At 60.5% G+C, this 24,213-nt stretch carries 13 protein-coding genes and 1 tRNA gene; 5 read left to right on the top strand and 9 right to left on the bottom strand.

From position 1 onward, the window contains the following. Window positions 1-26: 26 nt before the first annotated feature. From drmB to PSAL_RS10895, 3 genes are read right to left on the bottom strand one after another with little or no spacing between them, the layout of a single operon-like run. A complete protein-coding gene (gene drmB, locus PSAL_RS10905) occupies window positions 27-1,787 on the bottom strand; it encodes a DUF1998 domain-containing protein (protein ID WP_119837708.1) in 1,761 nt (586 codons plus the stop codon). After that, window positions 1,784-4,924, bottom strand: a complete 3,141-nt coding sequence (locus PSAL_RS10900; protein WP_196941847.1) for a DEAD/DEAH box helicase — start codon at window positions 4,922-4,924, stop codon at window positions 1,784-1,786. The genes drmB and PSAL_RS10900 overlap by 4 nt, the downstream gene beginning before the upstream one ends. Continuing rightward, complete coding sequence (locus PSAL_RS10895; RefSeq protein WP_196222681.1) at window positions 4,914-7,283, bottom strand: UvrD-helicase domain-containing protein; 2,370 nt, start codon at window positions 7,281-7,283, stop codon at window positions 4,914-4,916. Before PSAL_RS10895 ends, PSAL_RS10900 begins: the two co-directional genes overlap by 11 nt. Before the next feature lie 43 nt (window positions 7,284-7,326). On the opposite strand from PSAL_RS10895, the gene PSAL_RS10890 reads away from it, so the two are divergent. The 3 genes from PSAL_RS10890 (at window position 7,327) to PSAL_RS10880 (ending at window position 15,287) form a co-directional block, all read left to right on the top strand. Then, window positions 7,327-10,266 (top strand): hypothetical protein, encoded by a 2,940-nt coding sequence (locus PSAL_RS10890; RefSeq protein WP_196222682.1) that lies wholly within the window; start codon window positions 7,327-7,329, stop codon window positions 10,264-10,266. After that, window positions 10,263-13,055 carry an SNF2-related protein gene (locus PSAL_RS10885; RefSeq protein WP_119837711.1) on the top strand — a complete coding sequence of 931 codons (2,793 nt, stop codon included), beginning with the start codon at window positions 10,263-10,265 and terminating at the stop codon, window positions 13,053-13,055. The genes PSAL_RS10890 and PSAL_RS10885 overlap by 4 nt, the downstream gene beginning before the upstream one ends. Before the next feature lie 357 nt (window positions 13,056-13,412). Next, window positions 13,413-15,287, top strand: coding sequence for a TniQ family protein (locus PSAL_RS10880; RefSeq protein WP_119837712.1), 1,875 nt, complete (start codon window positions 13,413-13,415; stop codon window positions 15,285-15,287). A 155-nt stretch (window positions 15,288-15,442) separates the two neighbouring features. On the opposite strand, the gene PSAL_RS10875 is transcribed toward PSAL_RS10880, so the two are convergent. Further along, window positions 15,443-15,519: transfer RNA gene (locus PSAL_RS10875), tRNA-Arg, on the bottom strand. Window positions 15,520-16,844: 1,325 nt separating this feature from the next. On the opposite strand from PSAL_RS10875, the gene PSAL_RS10870 reads away from it, so the two are divergent. Both PSAL_RS10870 and PSAL_RS10865 read left to right on the top strand, forming a co-directional pair. Next, window positions 16,845-18,029: an acyl-CoA dehydrogenase family protein gene (locus tag PSAL_RS10870; RefSeq protein WP_119837713.1), complete on the top strand. Its 1,185-nt coding sequence runs from the start codon at window positions 16,845-16,847 to the stop codon at window positions 18,027-18,029. 22 nt (window positions 18,030-18,051) lie between these two features. Beyond that, window positions 18,052-18,966, top strand: coding sequence for a LysR family transcriptional regulator (locus PSAL_RS10865; protein ID WP_119837714.1), 915 nt, complete (start codon window positions 18,052-18,054; stop codon window positions 18,964-18,966). A 46-nt stretch (window positions 18,967-19,012) separates the two neighbouring features. Here PSAL_RS10865 and PSAL_RS10860 read toward each other — a convergent pair whose 3' ends face one another. The 5 genes from PSAL_RS10860 to PSAL_RS10840 form a co-directional block, all read right to left on the bottom strand. Then, the gene (locus PSAL_RS10860) at window positions 19,013-19,819 is read right to left on the bottom strand and encodes an ABC transporter ATP-binding protein (protein WP_119837715.1); all 807 of its coding nucleotides are present in this window, start codon (window positions 19,817-19,819) and stop codon (window positions 19,013-19,015) included. Next, window positions 19,816-20,712: an ABC transporter ATP-binding protein gene (locus PSAL_RS10855; protein ID WP_119837716.1), complete on the bottom strand. Its 897-nt coding sequence runs from the start codon at window positions 20,710-20,712 to the stop codon at window positions 19,816-19,818. Before PSAL_RS10855 ends, PSAL_RS10860 begins: the two co-directional genes overlap by 4 nt. After that, window positions 20,709-21,578: an ABC transporter permease gene (locus PSAL_RS10850; RefSeq protein WP_119837717.1), complete on the bottom strand. Its 870-nt coding sequence runs from the start codon at window positions 21,576-21,578 to the stop codon at window positions 20,709-20,711. The genes PSAL_RS10855 and PSAL_RS10850 overlap by 4 nt, the downstream gene beginning before the upstream one ends. Further along, complete coding sequence (locus PSAL_RS10845; RefSeq protein WP_119837718.1) at window positions 21,571-22,578, bottom strand: ABC transporter permease; 1,008 nt, start codon at window positions 22,576-22,578, stop codon at window positions 21,571-21,573. The genes PSAL_RS10850 and PSAL_RS10845 overlap by 8 nt, the downstream gene beginning before the upstream one ends. A 72-nt stretch (window positions 22,579-22,650) precedes the next feature. Continuing rightward, window positions 22,651-24,189, bottom strand: coding sequence for an ABC transporter substrate-binding protein (locus PSAL_RS10840; protein WP_119837719.1), 1,539 nt, complete (start codon window positions 24,187-24,189; stop codon window positions 22,651-22,653). Window positions 24,190-24,213: the final 24 nt, after the last annotated feature.

The raw sequence follows: 24,213 nt of genomic DNA, 5'->3' as shown, positions 1-24,213 counted from the left end.
CGAGGGTCACTGCCGGATCGGCCTACTCACTCGCCCAGACTTTTGAAGAACGAGAGCGGTCCCGCGCTCAACAAGCTCCGGTCAAGAAAGCCATTCCACGCCTCGCAACTGGTTTCAGGAAGAAACATGCAGTTATGGCAGGCCGCGTGGTTGCCGTTCGAGCCGCTGCGCGCCATTCCTTCGGAGCATAGCGGATCAGCGGAGCAGAGCTCATGGTCGGCCAGCGCCTGAAGCACCAGTTGCTCCATGCGAGCCGGTCGCGCTTGCCGCGAAAGCCCTCCCATTGTTCCGTCTGCGTCCGGCGTCGAGGTGTAGATCAGCAATCCGGCCATTTCCGGTCCAACATAAAGGCGCTCACGCAGTGCGCTCGAGGAATACCCGCTGTCGAGCGACAGGCGCGCGATCAACGCATGCGCCAAAGTGTGGATCAGTATGTACCGTGCGTTGAGTTGCTGTGGCGCGCCATCCACCTGCTTTCCTTCGGCCCGAGCACTATCCACATATGTCTGGATCAGATGAGCCAGATGTTCGACAACATCCGACCGACTTTCCCATTCAGACACGGCATCCAGGTCCAGCGACAGGAATACGCCCTCCCCATGCAAGGCTAACGCTGGCAGCCACGACAGACCTGATCGAGACAGCGGCACAGCATCCGGCTTGCCAGCTACCTGCGCCTTCAGCCTCGTGAACCCGGTCAGGGCACGCACTTCTCGAAGCCTTTCCACCGACGAAATCCAGGAGATCATCCCCGACAATGTGTGAGGAACGGGTTGTTGGCGGTTCAGCAAAATCATCGCGCTTTCGTCAAACTCAGAAGTATCCGTCAGCAGCATCCGGAACTCGTCCAGCCGCAGATCCCCTTCACTTCCAGAATTGCCTTCCTTCATCTCCCTAAAGCGACGTGCGATTTCTTCGGCGGTGTCGGGGCCGTCCCAAGTCGGCAGGATCTTCTTTGCGATGAATGCGATCCGCATGTCTTCATCGTCGAGAAAATCGAGCATGTCGACGAAGTCGGCGATCTTCTCCCTGAAGGACACCTTCCAATCGGGAAGGGTTATCGCGCTCTGCTCGATTGAGAAATAGACGTTGCTCGCGCCCCGCTGCGTGATCCGCGGCGCCGCCTCACATCCCGATTGGCGTCCGCCAAGCCACGGTCGGCCACCGCCGCATTTGTGCTTCGGAATACCCTTGGGTGAGAATGCTTCGGCCATGGAACGCCCCGCACCACAGGATTTGCAGGTCAGCAACAGCCCTCCGATGCCTGCTCCGACGCTCTTCAATGCCAGAACTGGCCGGGAACACCCAGGCTCGTGCGTCAGCCAGGAAGTCCAGGGAAAATCATCAAGGTGCCCTTTTTCGCAAATAGCGATGAAACGCACAGGCAGCACTGCAGGCTTCCCCCGGCATTGGCCACAATGCAGGCTATCGCGGTTCCGCGATGGTGCCCATTGCCCCGACCGGTTGATGACGTGGCACTCGGGACAGGACAGCCAATCCGGAAACCGTTCTATCGGGAGCACGCGATCCCTTTTTTGCCCGCCCTTCAGGTAAGTTCCTACCGGCGGAGCCCGGAAATGGTCGACGCCCAAGAGCGCTTCGAGTCTCGGTTCGCGCACCACATCCTGTTTGTAGCCACCTTTCGTGTAGGCCTCCCAGGCCTCCAAACCCTGCATGACCCCCGAGAGCAGCGCCCCGCTTCCCGGCAGACGGAAATCAACGATTGCCCCTGGACCGAAGGTCGAAATGATCTGACTGCGGCGAATGCTGCCGACGTTCTTGCTCATTGGATTTCCTCAGCGTCTGAATGCGCCATTTCCTTGATGACGAATTCAGTCGATGGCTCGACGGTGCGCAGTGTTCCCGGGGTGGCTCGCGCGAGGCCCTTGGTGAAGCCGGCGGCATTAGATATCGCCTGTGCATCCGCTGAAATCAGCAAAGCATCGTCCGACCAGTTGGCCCAGTATCGCGGCAGTGCTCCACGGCGCAGCCAAAGCTCCAAGAACTCGTCAAGCTCGCGACGAGCGGCATCAGCCTCCCCGGAGTCCACGTTGGAGATGCGCTGACATATCAAATCGATCAGTGCTTTCAGGTCTGCCTCGTGGTCCGCCGCCGCGGCCGGTGTGTCTAACATGCCGGGTACCAGATGCCGCGCCATGGCAACAAACGGAGCGTGGAGCGCCTTGTCCCGCGCCCTCGGTGCAAAGGGTGTCAGGCCTGTCGCCTCGACATCCCGGTACAGGGCACTGTGCCACGTCGGGAAAGTCTCATAACGGCTTCGGTCACGGGACTTGCTCGCATTGTAGAGTGTAACCACAAGCCCGGGCACGCGACCGCGGCCAACGCGGCTTGTTGCCTGGATATATTCGGCGATTGTCTTTGGCTGGCCATTGACCAGCATCAGGCCCAGACGCCCGACGTCGAGACCGACCGAGATCATGTTGGATGCCAGAACGACGTCGGCGGCCTCGCCACTGTCTTTGACCATATCCAACTCTAGGAGCTTGGTACGGATCTCGTCAGACTTCACCCTGCTTGTAAGCTCAGTTGGCGGCTGAAGGTGACGTGGCTGCTCTTGCCGTCGTGCTGATACAAGTTCGAGCCCATGCGTGACGTCGTCCTGCATGATGATCGAGGCGCTTCCGAGTTCGCGCAGCGAGTTGAAGTAGCCTACAAGCGTCCAGTAATAGTCCTCCTCTGCACCGGAAAGCGACGGATCAGCCGCAGCCTGGAGGAGCGAAGATGCGATCGCCTGATAAATGTAGCTGCCGGTACGACCGGCTGTTGTCACACCCAGATAAAGCCGTCCCGGGCTGTCCTGCTCGACACAGGCAAAGCCTGAATTGGCATGGTGCAATCCCGGCGGTGGAAACTGCAAGACGGATCGATCAAAGAGATTCAGCACCTGATCCGCCGCACGCTTGATCGTGGCTGTAGAACCGATCACTTTAGGGCGCTGTCCCTCCCGGGTGCATAGGGCGTCGATGGCGGTTTCGAAGAGGCCTGCCATACTACCCAATGGCCCGGAGATGAGATGAAGTTCATCCTGAATGATCAAATCGGGTGGCAATTGACCGGCATCACCAAGGCCAAAAAGGCGCCCTGTTTGCTTCTTCGTGACGATCTGAACGAACTTGTCTGCAGTGCCCAGCAGCAGTGTTGGAAGTTCGCGGTAGATATCTTCGTCGACCGTCCAGAAGGGAAAATGGTCTCGTGCTTGTCCTGAACTGCACCCGTTGCCGTGGCAGGTTGCATGGATCCGGTTACCACTGGACGCGATATCCCACTCGAGTTGTGAACCGCAGTCCGGGCAATGCTCGATCTGTGCGGGCGAACCGGTCTTCTCTGTTTCAACGATCTTGTTCGGAGTTGTGTCCCTGCCGACCCAAAGGCCAATGGAAATCGGCGCGCCTTGCGAGAGGGAGGAAGGGATCTTGATGCCCGGGCACTCACTGTCCCCTGTCCGCAATAGATCACAGGCAAGGATCATCGCCGCTGCCCGCTGGAACTGCTGCGCCGTCAACAGGCGCAATGTGTAGCGCATCAGAACCGTGACGCCGGCAGTCTCAGGTCCTCCTAGCTGACGGCGCATGAAAACTGTGTATGCCGTCAACAGCAGGTAAGCTTCGGTCTTGCCGCCCCCGGTGGGAAACCAAAGTAGGTCCATCACGCCACGATCATCGTGGTCCCGGTTCCCAGCCGAAGCCATGCATAGCAGCACGAAGGCCATCTGAAACGGGCGCCAGACCAGTGGGCCAATCCTGGAATCCCGTTTTCGTTTCCATTCGTTCTGTTGCCAGAGCGCGCGGTTGGCGAGCCGGAATGCAAAGAGTTCCGGACCGTCCTTCCGAAGCAGATCCACGCCCTCTCTCATCCTGCCTGACGCGATGCGACACTCGTCCATATGACGCCGCGCCGTATCCTGGTGCCCGGCTGGTAACGCATTGACCTCAGCTTCTCGAGCAGCAATCCATTGATCGTAACATGCACAGAGCTCGTCGAGCGCCGCGCAAACATCGCCAGAAGGCGCAACAGAAAGCCACTCAGAGCCGAGAGCACCCTCCAGCTTCTTCGCGACGAGTTTCCCAAAATGCTCAGGATCACCCAGAGGCCCTGGCGATCTGACCAGCGTCGAAGGCAACCACTCGGTCGAAAGGCGAACCGTTCCATCTGGCAGATTCTCACTCCGGATGGAGCAAGTATGCCCAGCGCCATAATCGGGAGCGTCGCGATAGAGCAGCGCGGCCGTGGCCCGATCTTCATCCGGCATCCGTAGCATTGGATCCGGACGAGGAACGATCAGACCGAAATCAGGATCGGCTTCGACGCTGAACCCAACTTGATGCAGGTTGCCGACGTCGCGTAATCCGGGCTCGGATTTCTCCGGCATTACGTTTCTGTTCAGAAGAATGATAGTCACAAGGTAAAGGTCGCCAAGCCTGCGCGAGCGCAACCACAGCGTCATCTCCGGAACACCGGGCACATCATATTCGCCATCGCGATCACTGGGCAGCTCGATGGAATGACGGGCTGTCAACTGTTTGCGCCCCCAATCAAACCGCGGGCGTCCATCGTCGGAAGTGGCACGTGGTCGGGCCTCGTAGCGGGCCGACGAAACATCCACATTGAGAAGGACGTTTTCACCATCCGTCGGGCGAACCGCGAAAGACAACCCTGCCGAACTTGGGCGAAAAGTATCCGGCGGCACCCGGGACGCGGCATCGTCCCCCTCATCGGAACCAAGAACCGCGCCCTCCGTCTCGCCCATGCCCTGCGGGCTCTTCTGGGCAAACAGGATGCCCGTCATGTAGATCTCCGACGGGCTGTCATGCAGAACCTCATCATCCGCCAAGGGCCCCATGAGATCCTGCCTGAGGCGTTCGATCATACGCTGGCGCGCGACACCCAACGGGTTACTGGTCATCTTGATCGTCCTTACTCCCGGCACCCCGCACGACGCCCTGAAGCACCGGCAGCAGAGTCACCTCTTGAATCCTGCCATCGTTTCGACGGTCAACCACGGTTGTTGCACCGACCACGCGTATTGTGCCTGCAGCGAGGCCGCCCCGACCGGACGCGAGGTAATCGAGGTCGGCACTCAGCGGGCCATCAACTTGAGCCAACGTCTCCCCACTGTCTGTGAAGAGGTGCCATAGCGCCTCCTCACCTGTGTCGCTGCGCCGGAACGAGCAACTGGGTTGCCGGATTGCTGCCTCCCAAACCTCCAAGGCCGGGGCCACCCCGCCAAGCGATCTCAGCCCTTCCGACCCGGACAGCAGGAGGCCGCCGCCGCTTCCGCGCATCCATCTGCCTCCATTCTTTCCAGGACGAACCAAACCCGGCCGCGCCCTGCCCAGATACAGGTGTGTCGATGCCCTCGTCGCCCCTACGAACAGAACGCGGGTTTCCTCTTGCCAGTCGACATCATCACCAGTCGGAACCGGAGGCAGCATGAGAAGTACGTTCGATGCTTCACGCCCCTTTGCTCCATGTATGGAGCCAAGCAGCGGACCTGCAGTGCCGACATGATCGCGCGTGTGCGCCACCGGCTCCCGTTCAACAGCCTCCGCGATGTCCTGAAGGCGCGCCGTCGGTCCATTCCCGAGGGACTGAATGTCCGAAAGCACGTCCTCTTCCGTCAGACCAAACGGCGCGGGATGAAGGTCCGCAAGTCGCCGGCGCACATGCTCAAGACGTACAGCAGCACCGGGTGCAAGCCCCGCGCACATCACGCCCACCAGCGGATCGCAAACAGTTGTTTGTCCCGACAGTTTCAAACGGTGTGTCCGGGCTGCCCGAGTCAATCGGGCTGACGCGACCTCGGTTGCAGCTCGGCCCCGGAAAAGGATCAAACTGTCATCCCGCCACGGAAAGACCGGTCCGGTCAGGCTCACATTCGGATCCGTCGCAACGTCTTCGAGCATTTCCCGAATTTCGAGATAAGTCGAACGCGGATCACCGTTGGCTTCGAGTAGCGCCCGCGCTTGTGCGAAGAAACGCCGCAGACTGTCTGACTTTGTCCGATGGTTTGCCGTAAGGGTTCGGTCTTCCCAGCCGGCGCGGCCTCTGAACTCGGCATGCAGGGACCCATCACCCCCTTTGTCGCCCGCCCACGATCCGTAGATCGCCTGTGCCCCGTCGCCCAGTATTGTTACTCCAACGTTCATTGGCAGCGCATCGATCAAAGCGCTACAAAACATGCGTCGCTCCCCAACGATGTCCTGGGCTTCGTCGATCACCAGATGGGTAATTCCCGTCAGCAGATCCAGCATCGCCTGATCGCCGTCTGAAATCGCTTTTCGAGCAACACGAACGATCCGCTCGTGTCCCCCGGACGGGGCATCCCCAAGTGTAGTCACCAAGTTCCACGCGAGAGAGTCAATCGTACCACACGTGACGCCGCCGGAATAAGAGTAGTCCACAAGAGCCTGCGAGATGCGCCCCCCCACCTCTTCAGCTGCGACGCGAGTAAAGGTGATGAGGCGAATTCCGGCAGGTGGCAGGCCTTGCTGCACAAGATGTATGACCCGTTCCGTGGCGGTATGTGTCTTGCCACTTCCCGGGCCGGCGGTAACGATCTGTCGCAAACTTGCTGAACTGTCGATGACTGCAGCTTGTGATGGATCAGCAGCATTCTCGCCCGTCCGGGGTAAAGGAAAATACTCCCTGAGCCAAGCTGATGTTTCCTGGGGGATCGTCAGGTCTGGCACGACGCCAGCAAGACCAAGCACGCGTGTCACGCCGCTTGAAGAAGTCCCACCCAACAACCAGACTCCTGCGTCCAAGACCTGCCAGAGACCAGCGACATCATCATCTGAAAGCTCGCCGACCCTGTCATGGAAACTGACCGCATCTGCGGGGACCACATCCGTTGTTCGCAGCAGGCCATGAGGTTCGCCTTGGGACGGATCGCCCCCAAGCAGGATGCACCGATCCCCTTGGATCAGCACCGACACCGACCTTCGTTTCACCAAGACCGGCTCGCCGTACGACTTGCCGGAACCAAGATCACCGCAGGCCACCAGAACCGACACGAGAGCCTGTGCCCATTGTTTTGCTGCCGCCTCGGACACGCCTTCGGCTATGGCAAATGTTCGTAGACCGGCGACTACCCGGGAAATCGGCACCGCCCCGAGATCATGGATATCCCTGCGCAACTGTGCGGCCAGTTTTTGACCGCGGGCGACGGCGTCCACCGAGTCGAAATCAGTGTTTAGCATTCCACGTTGTACCCGACCTAAAGTAATGACATGCCTATTGAAAATCACCGCGAACCGCTTCAAGCATGTAGTACCATTATTGGCGTCTGCGTGACGAAATGAAAAGATGAATGACTTGGTTGCCAGTGAGAATCTGCTGGCGCAGATTTTTTCAGACCTGTCCCGGGAGCGGGATGGCGGAGCTGTATATCTGATTGAACACGGCCTCGATCGCGACGCAATCGAGCAATTGATGTACATTGTCAGCCAGCGTGCTGCGTTACATCAGCTCACCAGGCGGGCATGGCAGGAATTTGCGCTGTCGCTTTGCGTAGTCGTGACCGAGATCGGCTATGAATACAGGGGTACAGGGACCGATTTCTGGCCATTAGTTGAGTCAGCAATCAAGGTCGACATTCCAATTCCACAACGCAGCGAAATTTCCGATCTGTTCCGGGATTGTGCAATAGAGTTCGGAGCCGCGCGACCTCTGGATGATGCCTGGTCGGCAGCCTTTCCTCACATTGCATGGCCCGTCCGAAATGCCATGGTTCCTCGAGAGGTCCATGGCTCCCTGGCACGTCTAGTTAGAGAGTTCTTGATTCAAACCGGTAATCCGAAAGTGACGAACGCGGCGTTGCCGGGACTGAAAGAGCTTGCCCGTGGCTTCGGTTCACGACGGCTGGAATCCTGGCTGCAGGATGACGACCTTGTGCTGCCCGTAATCCGCCATCTAGTCACCGGCGGAACAGGCGACTTGGGTATGGAAGCAGGCTTCCTGCAGCGCCTGACCAATGACTTGAGATCGGAAAGTGAGGTCAAGCGTCTCGAACGCGTCATCCGGGCGAGGCGTCTTGCTGAGCATCAGGGCGTGGAACGTCTTCCCAAGGCAACATACGAACTCCTGCTTGATGACGCGGAGGCCCGTGGCTTGGCCGTAAGAGGGCCAAGCCTCACCCCCGCCGAACTCGAAGCAGTCAGGTCAGGAGTCGGTGCTCACTTGTCAAAATCAACGGTCACTGTTGGCGCGCGTTCTACAACCCTTGAGCGCTTCCTCTGCGGTGATACCGTCTTCATCGGACGTCCGCTCGAAGAGGTTCCCCGCCCGCAGATCAGCGGAATTGAGGCACCGGCCTGGCTGGAACGCGTCATCGTTCCCGCGCCGGGATTGCTCTTCCAAGACGAGGGTGACGACGGATATCAAACACAGCTCAGACCCACGGACTGGGTGACGCCGGGCATCTATTTTTACGAGATGGTTCTTGAAGGACGGGCCCTCGATGGTTGGGGGGACGGGCTGTACCACTTCAGCAGCGGGACACCGGAGGGCGATGCAGTTTTGGCCCGGCACGGCATCCACGTGGAAGCTGAACCATTCGTTGACTTCCTGGGCGGCCTGACCCTGCGCCACGATGGTTCCACCGTAAGCCAGGCCTCGGGACGACCGGTCCAGGCCCGATCGAGAACACCTATTACAATCTTTGCCGAGCGTCTCGACCAGACTGAAAGTACCGAATTCCGTCTCCCAGACGACCGATGGCACATTTTGCCGATGACCGAGGGGATCTGGTCACTGTCGCCGCTCGACACGTCCAAAGTTGCCCCGATCGACTTGGTTTTCCGCGATATCGAACCGCCTGCGCCTGTAAGACTATCCCTCCAGCCTGATGGAATCGGCCTTTCAGAGATCGCGCGCGGTGCTGGCGCGCTGCATCTGTCAACACCGATCACCCTGCACGACATGGTCCTCGACATCACGTTGAGTTCCAGTAGTGGCCTATCCCGTACCGTACGCATCCTCACGCCGAGTGCGCCTGTCAGGATCGCTTTTGATCGCCCCGAATTTGCCGACATCCGGACCGTGGCCCGTCTTTGGACCAAAGGTGGCATGTACGCCCGTCTTGAGGTCCGAGCAAATGGGCTGGACAGAAACGCGTGGTCACTCGCGACTCCGGAGCCAGAATGGAAATTTGATCGCCGAAGCGCACAATGGACAGCGGAAGGACAAGAGACGCTGGAGGCGCTCATCTGCGATCCCGTGATCTCGAGCACGGCGTTTGTGCTTGGCGCAACCTCGTCCTCAGCATTGACATCTGGATACGGCCTTCTCCGTCCAGCCGGGGGAAGCGACGGTGCGCTACGCAGTTGCATTCTGGTGGAACCCGAAGCCGGCACGCTACTCAGCAGCATCCCCAGAGCCATAGCAGATCCGGTTGAGCGCGTCACGGAAACCCAAGGTTATGCACACGGCCTTACCGTAGGCTTTGAGGCCTATGTCAGCTGGAGCCTCGCCTCGGCAGGATCAGCAGTAGGAGAAGGTCTTCGATCCAATGCCCGCCGAAAACTAGAAGATAGGCTTGTAGCCGCGCTCTGTGGTGATCTCTGGATCAAGAGGGAAAAGTCCTGTCGCGGACTTGGAACGGGCTTTCACCGGCGGCTGGTTACCGAAGCCATGCAGGCCGATCTGGTCTGTGGCACAACAGCTTTCTCACCGCTGGATGACGTTCAGAAGTACGAACTCGCCGGCTATCTCGAAGAGAGTTTTCGCCAAATATTGCCTGCGCCGGACCTTGTCGTCATTCCCGACGGAGACATGTGGCCCGACATGGACGATGCGGTTCTCGATGCGTGGGAGAAGCTTTCGAAGAAAGCGATGTCCGATGGAGCTGCTGAGCTCGAATTCGACGCTGGCAATGCTGATGGCAGCTGGCAAAAGCTCGTGGCACGCGCCCGTGAAGCGGCGCGCCTTCCCGAGTTGTCCGCACTCGTGCTGCCGGCGCAGCGCGCGGAAAGCCTCGAACGGTTGCCATATGAATCCAGCCATCTGGACGACCTGATTGCCGCCTTGGTGTCCAGCCATCTCGATGTTGAGTCCCGGAGCGGGCGCTGGATAACACCGGCCGACCTGCGAGCCTTGTTGCACCTTTTTTTGGCGCCGGAGCGGGTCATGGATGACCCGGAATGGCGGGGCAGATTGCTGCGCTTCGGCGCTGACCGATCCACCGCGCGTGCCGTTCGCTACGCTGCCTTGCGCTATCGCGCTATGACGAATGTTGACCTTACATGAATAGCTTTCATCTTGCCCAGTCGGGCTTTCACGCCCTAGAACGCCTCGTCGCAGCTGAGTCTTGGGAGATGGGTGGCGCCCTCGGCGTCGCGGCCGACCCTTACCCACATCAGATCGCCAACCTACGCCGCATCCTTGCGGACACGGAAATCCGTCACCTTCTCGCCGATGAGGTCGGCATGGGTAAGACGGTGCAGGCTTTGATGATCCTTAATATCTTGCGCAGGCGGGACCCGTCTTTAAGGGTGGCAATCGTCGCACCGGAACGCATCTGCTACCAGTGGCAGGTTGAGCTTTCGGCGCGCGGCCACATATCAGCCCCCATCCTGACTGACGCAGATGAAGAGCAGGAGCATCCCGATGGCGAAGGCTATGTCCACCTGATCAAAGCAGACATGGTCCGCAGGCAACCGGCACGTCCTTCTCCGGAGGGCTATGACATGCTGATCGTGGACGAGATCCACGCCATGAACCTCGAAGACGCGGCATTCCTTTCCAGTCTGTGCCGGGAGCGTCAGCGTCGCGACGCGCCACGGTTCAGACATGTCCTGCTGCTGACGGCAACGCCGCGTCTGGGCAATCGCGATTGGGCCCGCGCTGTCATCGGTGCGATCGAACCGGAACGCTCGGAAATCGCCAACCTCCTCGGCCGCGAGCCCTTGGAATTCCTGTCGGAAGACGCCGCTGCGGCGCAGGCGCACGTTTCCGACGGCACACTCTCCGCCGCGGCCTACAGGACCGCTTTCGCGGCGGATCGCCGAATCCTTCGTCAGACGCGAAGCCAATGGCCAGGGATGGCGCCTACGCGAAAGGTTCACACTGTCCGTACCGCGCCGTCCGATGCAGAGGTGCCGAAGATAAAACTGCAAAATGCAGCCTGCCGGGACGGTCGGGACAATCCGATAGGGTCGGCCCCTTGGCTACAATGCCGTCAGATGTTCCGTGCTGGATCCAGCCTACGCGAAATGCTGCGCCACCGAACCTTCTCGGCCCACCAGGACTTGCGGGACGAGGTGGAGACCACCCTGTCGCGCAATCCCGGCAACGCGTTGTTCGACGACCTGTGCGACGTGCTGCTCGGCTATTGGCACAAAGATCCAGAGCGGCGTATCATCATCGTCGCGGGCGACACGCCCACCGTCGACATGCTGGAACGGCGTCTGTCCGAAATGTTCCCGCACCTCTCTGAAGGTGGCATCGCAACCATGCGTGGTCGCTACAACACTGATCTGGTGCATGTAGTCGGTGCCGTCCAAAGTGAGGCGACTGTCCTGATCATGGAGGAATTTGTCGAAGCAGGTCTCAACCTGCATAACTTCGCCGAGGACATGATCTTCTACAACCTGCCATGGCAAGCCTCGCGTATCGATCAGCTCATAGGTCGCCTTGACCGCCTCCGCTCCGGCGGGCTGATTGCCTACATGAAAGATCGGACCGTGGGCAGGATTGGTATATGGCGAATGGTCGTTGCCGGTTCTGCAGATGAGAGGGTGCTTGAAGCACTTGACCTGATGGAGGTCTTCGAACAGCCCTTGCCTTACCTCGACGAAGCCCTGTCCCAGCGTCTCGACAGGATCATCACCGATGCAGCGGCTGGCCGCGACAGCTTCAGGCAGGCCGCCTCCGAACTGAAAAGCGAGCTGTCCTTCGGCCTGAACCAGTCTGGAGAGGATTTTGGCCCGGCCCAGCCGGATACCGCGGACGACATCAGCGAGATCGTTGGCAATATTCGTGCCGCGGAGCATGCTGGAAATGATTGGTTGCGCCTATTGCACTTCAGTGGAGCCTTGAAAGGCGGATTTCCAAAATCCAACGACGGCGAACGCGTCGCAACCCTTTCTTTGCCGCCACTGCTGGAAGATTGCCCCTACAAACTCGGCGCGATGACAACGCGCGAATCCGAGGTTTTTCGCTGGCGCCGGGATCGACTTGGTAAGCCACCCAAAAAAGATGTCGTCTTGCCGAAGGAACAACTCGGGAAACGAGCCCGTTTCTTTTCGACTGGAGACGAAATACATGATGACTTGGTCTGTCAGGCTTATGCCACGTTGAAAGTAATGACGGTTTCCCCTACTACGGTCGGCGTCCATTTGTCGGATGAAGGCCTGGCTTCAGATCTGGTCGGGAAAACGCTGATATTGGTTCGCAGCTCTTGGCGGCCATCGATACTCATGGACAAGCAAATCAGGACGCGCGACGACGATGTTCCGGCCGTGCGCGTCGGACGCCTTTCTGACCGCCGATGGATGTCCACCCTGTTCCCCGACGTCATCAGGACGCGCTGCCTTGTGGTCTCCGCTGACGGGGTCGTGGAGGTCGGCGCCGACAAGATCACACGGGCCCTCCTCGGCGAAGGCTGCAAACCGACTACGAACCGGCAAATCCAAAAGATGATAGCACCTGTCCCCGAATTCCAGAGGCTTGTGAACGCGCTGGCAAGGGAGATGACGCAGGAAGAGCGTATACGCCTCGGAAATTCGCGCGAGGAAGCAATGTCGGCATTTTCAGACAGGAGGCAGACCCTGACCTCTGAAACCGAAACGTATGTCCGATGGAAGCAACTCAGCATTGAGCAATTGCGGTCCCGCAACATCCAAGACCAGCAACAGATCCAGATGATTGAAGGGCAGATCGCGGCCGAACAGAGACGCATGCAGGCGCGTATATCAGGAATGACGGATCGATTGAGGACACTTGAGGATACGCTGGCAAACCTCGCCAACAACTCGATGTCAGATACCTTTGTAATCTTGGCAAGGGTCCTGCCGTCGGCCCACCTCGTGAACTAAGATATTTCTGGTTAGGCGGACTCCGGAAGTTCGCCGCTGTCGCTAAAAAACCTGCTTATTGGATGCAAGCGGCCATTCTGCCAAATTTTTTCTGATGGTATCGGCATGATCGATATTGAGGGCATGCGGTACAACTTTAGTAACCGGTGAGGTGGACGCCCCGCAGCGGTCCTAGGCCGCCCGACGCGACCTAGTCCTCGAGGCTGCTTGCGCCCTTCACCTCGGTAGCATCCTTACCGGGCCCCGGCTTTGCACATGTCTTACCGAGTTTGCGGCGAATGGCGACTTCGCTTCCGAGCCCGAAACGGCTATGGGGCAGCGTACCCAAACACATGCGGTGGTTGAGCACACAGGGAGGTGTATTTGGTGCGGAAACTCGCCCTTACAGTAGAGCCCGTTGACCGCGAGACTCTCCCGTCGCTGTTTTCGCGCATGGCAATCCTGAATGGGACGGACGCTGTCAATTTCGCCCTCGATCTCGGTACCACCTTTCGACGTATCCTGGAGCAGGACGAAGAGGCCGTCGCGATTTTTGCAGAACGCGCCGGGGTGTCTGCCATGCAGCTCGCCGAGGTGCTCTCCTGGACAGGTGAACGCATCGGAGACGTCCGAATGCGGTTTCGGAAGGAGGTCTTCGTCTCGCGGGCCCTACGAAATCCGATCATTCGGGGCTGTCCACACTGCATGCGTGAGCAAGCAGCCGATCATCCCCATCCATTGCGGCACATTGCCTTGCGGGGGGACTGGCTTTGCAGAGGTGTTGATATTTGCCACCAGCACCACCATCCGCTGGTTCCCTTGTGGTCTAGCGCGCGCCCCATCGAACGGGATGATATTGGAGCGCGATTGGCGGAAATCCTGCCGGATCTGCGAGCAGGATCATTCGACCGCCTGCGCATCGATCCTACCGACTATGACCTCTGGCTTGATAAGCGTCTGTCGCAGGGTATCGCTGCGGACAAAACATGGCTGGCATCACAGCCGGTGTTTCCGACAATCACACTCTGTGAGTTTATCGGTGCAGCTTTGCTGCGCAAACAGGGTGAGGCCCCGGACGATCGGCGCGCCAAGGCCGCGGGATTTGCCTTCGTCTCGCAAGGCCCTGATGGGATCCGCGCAGCTCTGGACATCCTGATGCGATCGCAGGACGGCGGCCACATCGTGACGCAGGGCGAGTTGGGTCCGCTCTTCAAACATCTTAAAGGCATCTATCTCGATGACGATGCCTTTGCGGGCTTTCGCAGGATCCTTCGTGATTATTTTCTGGAAATATGGCCCTTGGCGCCAGGGGATGACCTTCTCGGCCAGGCCGTGATAGAGCGGCGCCTCCACTCCCTTGCGTCAGCATCCAAGGAAACCGGCATCGGCCCGGCTGTGCTGGATGATTTCCTGACAGAAGCGGGCGCGTTTGCGCCCGGTGACAAGCGTGCCGATGCCCGCAAGACCTATGATGCGAAGGCTTGGCAGCACATTCTTGATGAAATCCCCACACTGGTTGGTCCGATTGCGCTGCGACGGGCAATCGGCGCAACCCTGGCCGAATTGAAAGGGTTGAAGGCAGACGGTGTCCTCGTCCCGAGGACCAACGTCGCGACGATCAAATCGCCTTGGCGGATTGCGGATGGCCACGCTCTTCTTGAGGAGTTGGAGGCCTATGCGCAGCCGGTTGCCCCAGAGGAGCCAGGGTGGGAGACGATCCAACTCGTTCACAAGCGGCTGGACCTTCCGGTTGGTGAGATCATTGCGGCTATCCGGACGGGAGCTTTGCGCCTTGGTCAGCGCCCTGATATGTTCGGCTACCACGGGCTTGTGGTGGAAATCACTGAGGTTGCTGAGTTCAAGGCGAAGACCGCGCCGGAGCCCAAGCCATCGACCAGCCAGGGAGAGGTGACCGCAGCGGCCTTCGCCCGGTCGGCGGGTATTCGGGGGAAGGGTCAATTCCTGGCTCTGATCGAAGGTGGTCACACGCCGGCCATGTTGGTTTTGAATCCCACGACCAGGCGTCGGGAGTGGCGAATGAGCCGGGACGACATCGCTGCGTTTGAGGCCAACTACACGACACCATCGATGCTGTCGGCCGAAACCGGTGCGCATTTGAACACGATTCGGGCCGTTCTGCAGAGCGAAGGTATCCAGCCGTTCCGACCGAACGGCCTGGATGTCGGACCGGTCTATCTTCGCAACGCTGTTGCGCCGGTTGTGGCACTCCTGAAATCTCATGGAGCAAAGTGACCGCTAGCCACGGCATATGCTGAAATGGCGTCTCATCTCAGTGTGCTAGAAGAAACCTTCGACATGGCACCCCAAGCCCCTTGACAGGGGATGTGCATGAAAATCGCCGAAACGTGCAAGCTTATGCCTCATTGGCACAGGTGGCAGGTGGCAGGTGGCGACCCCGGAAGGACTCGAACCCTCAACCTGCCGATTAGAAGTCGGCTGCTCTATCCAGTTGAGCTACGGGGCCACGCTGGATGCTTCTCAGCGAATTGATCCGGATATGCAAGAGCCGGGCATGCCTCAGGCGACCGTACATGCGAACATGAACAAGATCAGTAATACGGCTGCTGCACCCAGAATCCATGGTCTTCGCGTTTGGTAAGGATACTTGACCGCGTAGCATCTCCCGCAATGCTTTCCGCGAATTCGCATTTTGTGCCCGCAATCATGGCATTTAAAAACTCTAATGGTCATGTCCGGCTTTAATCCCCAAACGCGCTCAAGAACAAAATGGCATATTCGGAATCGCTTTCGTCTTGCCATTTTCCAGCATGTTGCACCGGGCCACACTGCTGATATTGCGAGAGAAAAGCAATAGGTCCCTCCCATTTCCCAGCGGGGCGACCCGGGAAGGAGACGCAGAAATGACATTGAGTAGACGGCAATCCCAACGATGATTATCGCTCCCCCAGTGGGGTGCAATAAGAATTCGAAGCGTAAATGGAATTTCCAGATCAACAGGTGGCCGAAGATCACTTTTGTGCCAGCGCCGGGTCCTGTCGATGGATCTCCAATCGAAATTCGCGCGAAGAAGTCTCAGGTTTGCAATGCTTCAACCAGAGGCGATAAAGGCTTGTTCGTCGCTGCCTTCATCGCCGAATCGCCTTGGAGCGCGCCGTCTTGGGCAAGACATAGGCGGCCCTGGGCCCGCCTTGGATCAATGTGTGGATGGGGCAGGTCAGCCTCCATAAAATATAAAAAATTCAACTTTTACAACGGCTTGATTTCATCCTGTCTGTCGGTGGGTCGAAAGATGACGAGAATCCATACGGAATCGCACGGATCTGTGTTTCAGGCAACAATAAAGTCTTGCATGGCTGCCTGAAGAGCTGCCTATTTTCAATTCAGGCTGGCGGCATTGGCCCTCGGACCCCGAGATCGCCTTGCATTGCAACGATGCGAAGGCTGTCCGGCTGTTCATGCGCGGGGCTTTCGGCATCCGGATGTGCCATCGGATAGCCTGCGCCGCGCAGGCAGGCCTGCGGCTGACTCTCGATCCCTTCCTCGCAGGGGGTAAGCCAACGGGCCTTTTGCCCGGTTTACGGGCGAATCCCCGGTTGCCGTGGTTTTTGTCTGGTCATTCGCCATTTCCCGAACCGGATAGCCCCGGATCTGCTGAGTATAAAATTAGTAATTATATCAGTGCGATGGGGGTCTATTACGCGTGTGACGGCCTCTGCCCGGGCTCAGGTCCCGGGTACATGAATGTGGTGCATTTTTACAATAATGAATATGAATTAGGTTTATGAGGTCCCCTTCGGCCAGGATGCTCCCGGATAAAGGAAGTGCATCATGACATATGTTGAAAAGCTGGCCGCTCCCGCCGTGGATTTCGACCGGCTGACCGAGACCCCCGAATTCGTACATCTGCTCGAGGTGATCGAGGCGCGGCGCGAGACCTTCGAGACCCTGCGCCATATCCCGCAGGATATTGTCGATCTGATGAAGGCGGCGCGGATCTTCCGGTCGGCCACGCCGCAGAAGTTCGGTGGCGACGCCATGGCCCCACATCATTTTCTGAAGATGGTGGACAAGATCGGGACGGTAGATGGATCCGCCGCCTGGGTTTCGGCCTTCGGCTCGGCCAACACCTACACGGCCGCGCTTTGCGAAGAAGCGCAGGCGGTCATCTACGCAACGGGTCCCGATCAGGTCTTTGCCGGAGGGCTGCACCCGGTGCAGAAGGCGACGCGGGTCGAGGGCGGCTGGAAAGTGTCCGGGCGCTGGAAATTCGCCTCGGGCTGCAAGGGCGCGGACTGGATCGGCGTCGGCATCGCGGGCGATCCACAGGGCGCGCAACCGGATGCGCCGCCGGTCGTGATGATGGGCGTATCACCCGCCTGCGAGGTCGAGATCATCGAGACCTGGGATGTTTCCGGGATGCAGGGCACCGGCAGTCACGACACTTTGGTCACCGACAAGTTTTACCCCGACATGTGGATCTGCGAACGCGGCGCGCCCGGCGTCATCGACGAACCGCTCTACAGGTATCCGGCCATGGCATATCAGGCCCAGGTCCATGCGGCCTGCAACCTTGGCCTTGCCCGCGCTGCGATCGAACAGGCGAAATCCGTTTCGGGCGCGGCCAAGATCGGCGTGGGCCATGCACGGCTGTGCGACCGGCCCTATTTCCTGTCCGGGATCGCGGAATGCGAAGCCAGGTTGCGCGGTGCGCGGGCCTTTTTCTACGAAGCCGCCGAAGCGGCCTGGGACAGCCTGCTGAAGGGGGATCCTGTGTCGCTGGAGCAGAACAACATGCTGCGGCTCAGCGCCACCAATGCTGCGCTCAAGGGGGCCGAGGTCGTCCAGCAGGCCTATCGGATCGCCGGCATGGGGGTCATCAGCCGCAAGAGCCCGATGCAGCGATACCTGCGCGATGCCATGGTGGTGACGCAACATGCCGCGGTGACGGAAATGATCCTGGAAAACGCCGGTCGGGTGCTCGCGGGGCTCGAGGCGCCGCGCGGCTATCCCTGAGCCGGGAAAAGGGGGCGGCGGCATGGACAACAAGACCCTTCTGCGGTTCGATCTGAACCTGATAAAGGTGTTCCTGGCGGTCTGGGACAGCGGCAACCTGACCATCGCGGCGGGAAGGCTGGGCCTGACCCAGCCCGCCGTCAGCCATGCCCTGCGCCGGTTGCGCGATGAATTCGGCGACCCGCTGTTCGTCCGTTCGGGCAACGGGATGGCGCCGACGCAGATGGCTGCTTCCCTGCGTTCAGCCTTCGAGGAATCGCTGCGTCTGGTGGCGGACACGATGCAGGCGACCACGCAGTTCGATCCCGCCACCGCCGCGCGCCAGTTCCGCGTGGCGATGACCGATACCGGCGAATTCGTCATCCTGCCGCGCCTGCTGGCCGCGCTTCAGACCGTGGCGCCAGATGTCCGGGTCCGGTCATCGCGGATCGCGCCGGACGATATCGCCTCGGCCCTGCGGACGGGGCAGGTGGATGCGGCCATCGGCTATCAACCGCGCCTTCCCGAGACAAGCTGCCTTGGCTGGCCGGTGATGCGGGACAGGATCGTCTGCCTGTTCCGCAGCGGCCATCCGCTAGAGGCGCGGGACTGGACGCCAGATGCCTTTTCGGGGCTGTCCTTCCTGGATGTGGGGCAGGACGCCACCGGCTATCGCATGGCGCGGGAAAGGATCGCGGATCTTGGCATTCCCTACAGGGTCGTGGCTCAAGTAGATCATTTCACCATCGTGCCGGAAATCATCCGGCGCACCGATTTCGTCGCGCTCTTTCCCTATTCGGTCTGCGCGCTGATGAACCGGCATGGCGAATTCGGGTTCTGCGAACTGCCCTTCGACGTGCCGGATTTCGATGTGAACTTCTGGATCCACGACAGCTTTGCCAGCGATCCGGGGCTGATCTGGCTGCACGGCCTGCTGGCGCAGACCCTGCAGGATTGAGCCACCCACGCCAAGGACTCAGCTGCAACCTGACCCGCAAGGCGCCTCAGGCGTCGAACCAGCTATCGTCCATTTCCGGCAGGGGGATCGCCGAAAGCAGTTTGCGGGTGACATCGGATCGCGGGTTCTCGAAAACCTCGGCCACGGGGCCCGCGTCGACGATCTCTCCGTGGTTCAGCACGATGACGTCGTCGCACAGGTGGCGGATTACCGAAAGATCATGGCTGATGAAGGCCACGGTCAGGCCCATTTCCTGCGCCAGGCTCTTGAGCAGCATCAGCACCTGTGCCTGGCTGGACACGTCGAGACCCGAGACGATCTCATCCGCCAGGATGAAGCGCGGCTCCAGCGCGATGGCGCGGGCAATGCCGACCCGCTGTCGCTGGCCACCGGACAACTGGTGCGGATAGCGATCCGCGAAGGCGGCGGGCAGGCCGACGCGGGCCAGTGCCTCGATCGCCTGACCCCTGGTGCCGCCGCGCCCGTAACGCCTGAGCGGTTGGGCAATCAGCCGCCAGACCCTGTGGCGCGGGTTCAGCGACGACATCGGGTCCTGAAAGATCATCTGAAGATCGCGGCGCAGGGGCAGGAGCGCTTGTTCGCCGAGGCTGGCGATGTCCTTGCCGTCAAACAGCACCTGTCCCGCATCCGGGTCGAGCAGACGCACGAGGACCCGTCCGAAAGTCGATTTCCCCGACCCGGATTCCCCGACGATCCCGGTGATCCGGCCTTCGGGAATGTCCAGCGTCAGGCCCTTCAGGACCTCGATCCGGGGGGCCGGGCCGAACAGCGGCTTGCGGCCCCGATCCGGGAAAGAGAGATGCAGATCACGGATAGAGAAGAGAGCGGTCATCTTTTGCCTCCCTGCCAAAGGGCGTCATCCCGGACGACCTGAGCATGCAGATCCGCGATAAGCTCGGGCGGGACCGGGCTGAACGGGCGGTCGAGATCGGCGGAACTGGGCGTCGCCGCGATCAGCGCGCGGGTATAGGGATGCGCGGGGTTGGTGAAGATGTCCCGCGTCGGGGCGTCCTCCATCACCTTGCCCGCGAAAAGCACCGTGACCTGCTGAGAGATCTTGGCGACCACCCCCATGTCATGGGTGACGAACAGGACAGCGGTGCCGGTTTCCTTCTGCAACTCGCGGATCAGCTTCAGGATCTCCTTCTGTACGGTCACATCCAGCGCCGTGGTGGGTTCATCCGCGACGATCAGCCGGGGCGCGGGCGCGAAGGCCGCCGCGATCAGGATGCGCTGGCGCATCCCGCCGGACAGCTCATGTGGATAGCTTTGCATGACACGCTCGGGGTCGCGGATATGCACGCGCTCCAGCAATTCCAGCGCGCGGGCGCGGGCACGGCCCTTGTCCCAGCCGCGGATTCGGATCAGCGGATCGACGATCTGCGGGCCGATCTTGCGCAGTGGGTTCAGCGCCGTCAGCGGGTCCTGCGGGATCAGCGCCGTGACCTCGGCCACCGTCTGGCGGCGGGTCCAGGCGGTCATCATGTTCAGGTGCTGGCCTTCCAAGATGATCTCGCCCTGGCTGCGTTTCAGCGTGTCGGGCAGGATGCCCAGCACCGTCTTGCCGATCATCGACTTGCCCGCGCCGCTTTCCCCGACCAGGGCGCGCACCTCGCCGGGGTGCAGCGTCAGCGAGACGTCGCGCAGCAGGCGGACCCCGTTCGGCAGGGCGATCGACAGGTCGATGATCTCAAGCGCGGGGCGGGAGGTGGTTTGATCGTTCATTGCAGCACCGGGTCGAAACGTTTCTTCAGGCCTTCGCCCAGGGTCGAAAAGCTGAGGACACTGAAGAACAGCGCGATCAGCGGGAACAGGAGCACCCACCAGGCAAAGTGGATCGCGCCGCGCCCTTCGGCAATCATGGACCCCCAGGTGGGATCGTCCGACGAGATCGACAGGTTCACGAAGCTCAGGATCGCCTCGACGATGATGGCGATGCCCATTTCCAGCATCAGCAAGGCGATGATGGTCGGCAGGACGTTCGGCAGGATTTCGGTCACCAGCGTGGCCAGACGCCGGGCCCCGCCGATGCGGGCAGAGTCGACATAGTCCATGCGCGCCTGCACCATGGTTTCGGCCCGGATGACGCGGGCAAAGCGGGTCCAGTCGATCAGGGCGATGGCGGCGATGACCGACGTCAGCCCGGTGCCCATGACCGCCACCAGCAGCACGGCGAACAGCACCGGCGGGAAGGCCATCCATATGTCGACCAGCCGCGAGATCACGCGATCCCACCAACCGCCGTAGTAGCCCGCCAGCAGGCCGAGCGCGGAGCCGAAGACGCAGGTCGTCGTGGCGGCGATCACGCTGACGAACAGCGCGATCCGCGCGCCGTAGATCATGCGCGACAGGACATCGCGCCCCAGACTGTCGGTGCCCAGCCAGAAACCCGGTTCTGCCCCTTGCATGAAGAAGGGCGGCAGGCGCTCCATCATCAGGTCCTGCATCAATGGATCCTGCGGCGCGACCAGCGGCGCGAAGACGGCGGCGCAGATCAGGATCACGATCCAGCTCAGCGGCAGCCAGAGACGCAGGTTCAGCCCCTTGCCCGCGCTGCGGCGTCGGCGGGGCGCGGCGGTGATATCAGCCATGACGAAGCCTCGGGTTCAGAAGGGTATAGGAAAGATCGACGGCAAGGTTGATCACGATGAACAGTGCCGCGAACAGCATGACGATGCCCTGGATCAGCGGCAGGTCGCGGTTGATCACCGCGTCGATGGCCATGTTTCCAAGGCCTTCGTAGGCGAAAAGCCGTTCGACGATCACCGTGCCCCCGATCAGGAAGGTGAATTGCACTCCCACCAGCGCCAGCGTGGGCAGGGCGGCATTGCGCAGCGCCTCGCGCAGGATCACGGCGGTTTCGGTAAAGCCCCGCACCCGCGTCAACGTGGTGTAATCCTTCAGCAGCTCTTCCTTCAGGTTCTGCTTGAGAAGCTGGGCAATCATCGCCGCCAGGGGCAGGGCCAGCGACATGGCCGGCATCAGCATATGCCCAAGGGTCGAACCGACGACATCGAAGCGCCCGCGCAGCAATCCTTCAAGTAAATAGTAATTCGTGGTGAAATCGAACGCGATCCGCGGATCTATGCGGCCGGAAATCGACAGCACAGGCCAGAGCACCCCGAACAGCAGCACGAAGATCAGCCCCCAGAGGAAATCCGGGATCGACAGCACCGCGCCGCTGCCAAGGTCCAGCCCGACCTCGGTCGCGGAATTGCGGCGCCGCGCCCCCAGCACCGCCACCAGCCCGCCAAGCGCCACGGCGATCAGCAGCGCCATGACCGACAGTTCCAGCGTCGCGGGCAGCCGGCTGAGCACCAGGTCCGACACGGGACGGCGCAGGGTGATCGAGGTCCCGAAATCGCCCTGGACCACGCCGCTCAGCCAGATGACGAACTGATGAGGAAGGCTCTTGTCGAAACCGTAAAGCGCCGTGAGATTGGCGATATCCTGTTCGGTGGCGCCCGGGGGCAGCATCATGGCAATGGGGTTGCCGGGGGCGACGCGGACCAGGGTAAAGACCACGACAGCCACACCGAAAAGGGTGATGGCGGTGGTCAGCAACCGGATCAACACGGTTCTGAGAAGCATGGGAACCTCGGGAAATTAAGGGGCCCGGACCGATGCGGTGCTCGGTCCGGGCCATGTCCTGGGCGTTGGGGATCAGGGTTTGGAAACGGCCTGCGGCAACAGATCGCCAGAGGTATAGGGCGTGACCGCAAGATCCGAGGCATAGACGATCGGCATCACGTATTGCAGCAGTGGGATGACGTAGCCCTCTTCCGCGATGTACTTCGACACGTCCTTGAAGCCCTGGATCCGCTTGTCTTCATCGGCTTCGACGAACAGCGGGCCGATCTTTTCCACCAGGTCCTGGGTGTCCCAGACCGCGTGGGGCGAAGGTCCGAACATCGAGAACCCGGTCGAGGTCGAGGGATCGCCGATGGAGTTCCCCCAGTTGTAGAAGGCCGCCGGCGCCAGGGTATCGGTCGCGCGCAGCTCGTAATGCTTGGCGATTTCGTAGACTTCGATCTCGGCCTCGATGCCGACCTTGCGCCACATGCCGACGATGGCCTGGATCATCTCGTAGTCCTTGGGCTTGAAGCCACGGGTCGTCTGGATGGTGAAGGTCACGGGGTTGTCGGTCGAATAGCCGGAGGCCGCCAGCAATTCCACGGATTTTTCGGGATCGTATTCGACTACGATACTGTCGTCGTAGGCGGCATAGCCGGGGGCCTCGAGGGTCGAAAGCGGCACGCCGTAGCCGCGCAGAAGGCGGTCGATGATCAATTGCTTGTCGATGGCATGATGGGCGGCAAGACGCACGTTCTTGTCGGTCATCACCTCGATGTCGTTCAGGAAGATCATGCCGATATCGGTGATCGGAACGGCCTCGCCCGACAGCCCGTCCTTGGCGATCAGGCGGTCGTATTCCTCGTAGGGGATATTGGTGGTGATGTCGGAATTGCCGGATTCGATCTCGGCCACGCGAGAGGCGGAATCGGTGACGAACTTGATCGTCACGGTCTCGAATTCGGGCGCCTCGCCCCAGTAGTCGGGGAAGGCCTTCAGGCGCACATAGGCCCCCTGTTCGAAGGCGTCGACCATGTAGGGACCGGTGCCGATCGGGGCGGTTTCAAAGCCTTCGGCGCCGACCTCTTCGTAATAGGCCTTGGGCAGGACGAAGGCGGTCAGGAAGGCCATCCACTTGAACAGCGCAGGTTCGAATTCCAGCACATCCGCGGTGATCACCTGGCCGTCGACCGAAAAGTTTCCGATCTTGCCCCAGACGAATTGCATGGGGTTGCCGGTGTCCGGGCTGGCCGCACGTTCCAGCGACCAGACCACGTCTTCCGGGGTCAGATCGGTGCCATCGTGCCATTTCACGCCGTCGCGGACGGTCATGGTGATGGTGGACTTGTCCTCGCTGAAGCTCCAGTCGGTCAGCAGGCCCGGTTCAAAGGACAGGTCCGGCGCCTGCCCGATGAAGCGGTCGAAAACGGCCAGGTAGACCGATTGCAGCGCCGGGTTGACGGCCGCCGGCCCAGTGGTGGGATCCCAGCTTTGCACCGGGAGGTTATAGGCGATGGTCAGGTTGCTGCCATCCTGCGCCATGGCGGGAATACCACTGGCGACCAGCGCCGTGAGCGCGGCAGAGGCGCCGAGAAAACCGCGACGGCTGAGTTTGCTGAAGTCTTTCATGTGACGAACTCCTGTTGGTGTGAT

It is taken from the genome of Pseudooceanicola algae, from assembly GCF_003590145.2.
In the GTDB taxonomy this organism is placed as follows: Bacteria; Pseudomonadota; Alphaproteobacteria; order Rhodobacterales; family Rhodobacteraceae; genus Pseudooceanicola; species Pseudooceanicola algae.
Note: the sequence above shows the minus strand (reverse complement) of the source record. Positions and strands in the feature narration are given on the sequence as shown.

Excerpts from the sequence above, each read along its gene's own strand:
- drmB (WP_119837708.1), bottom strand. The coding sequence starts at position 1,787 with ATGAGCAAGAACGTCGGCAGCATTCGCCGCAGTCAGATCATTTCGACC.
- PSAL_RS10900 (WP_196941847.1), bottom strand. The coding sequence starts at position 4,924 with ATGACCAGTAACCCGTTGGGTGTCGCGCGCCAGCGTATGATCGAACGC.
- PSAL_RS10890 (WP_196222682.1), top strand. The coding sequence starts at position 7,327 with ATGAATGACTTGGTTGCCAGTGAGAATCTGCTGGCGCAGATTTTTTCA.
- PSAL_RS10885 (WP_119837711.1), top strand. The coding sequence starts at position 10,263 with ATGAATAGCTTTCATCTTGCCCAGTCGGGCTTTCACGCCCTAGAACGC.
- PSAL_RS10870 (WP_119837713.1), top strand. The coding sequence starts at position 16,845 with ATGACATATGTTGAAAAGCTGGCCGCTCCCGCCGTGGATTTCGACCGG.
- PSAL_RS10865 (WP_119837714.1), top strand. The coding sequence starts at position 18,052 with ATGGACAACAAGACCCTTCTGCGGTTCGATCTGAACCTGATAAAGGTG.
- PSAL_RS10860 (WP_119837715.1), bottom strand. The coding sequence starts at position 19,819 with ATGACCGCTCTCTTCTCTATCCGTGATCTGCATCTCTCTTTCCCGGAT.
- PSAL_RS10855 (WP_119837716.1), bottom strand. The coding sequence starts at position 20,712 with ATGAACGATCAAACCACCTCCCGCCCCGCGCTTGAGATCATCGACCTG.
- PSAL_RS10850 (WP_119837717.1), bottom strand. The coding sequence starts at position 21,578 with ATGGCTGATATCACCGCCGCGCCCCGCCGACGCCGCAGCGCGGGCAAG.
- PSAL_RS10845 (WP_119837718.1), bottom strand. The coding sequence starts at position 22,578 with ATGCTTCTCAGAACCGTGTTGATCCGGTTGCTGACCACCGCCATCACC.
- PSAL_RS10840 (WP_119837719.1), bottom strand. The coding sequence starts at position 24,189 with ATGAAAGACTTCAGCAAACTCAGCCGTCGCGGTTTTCTCGGCGCCTCT.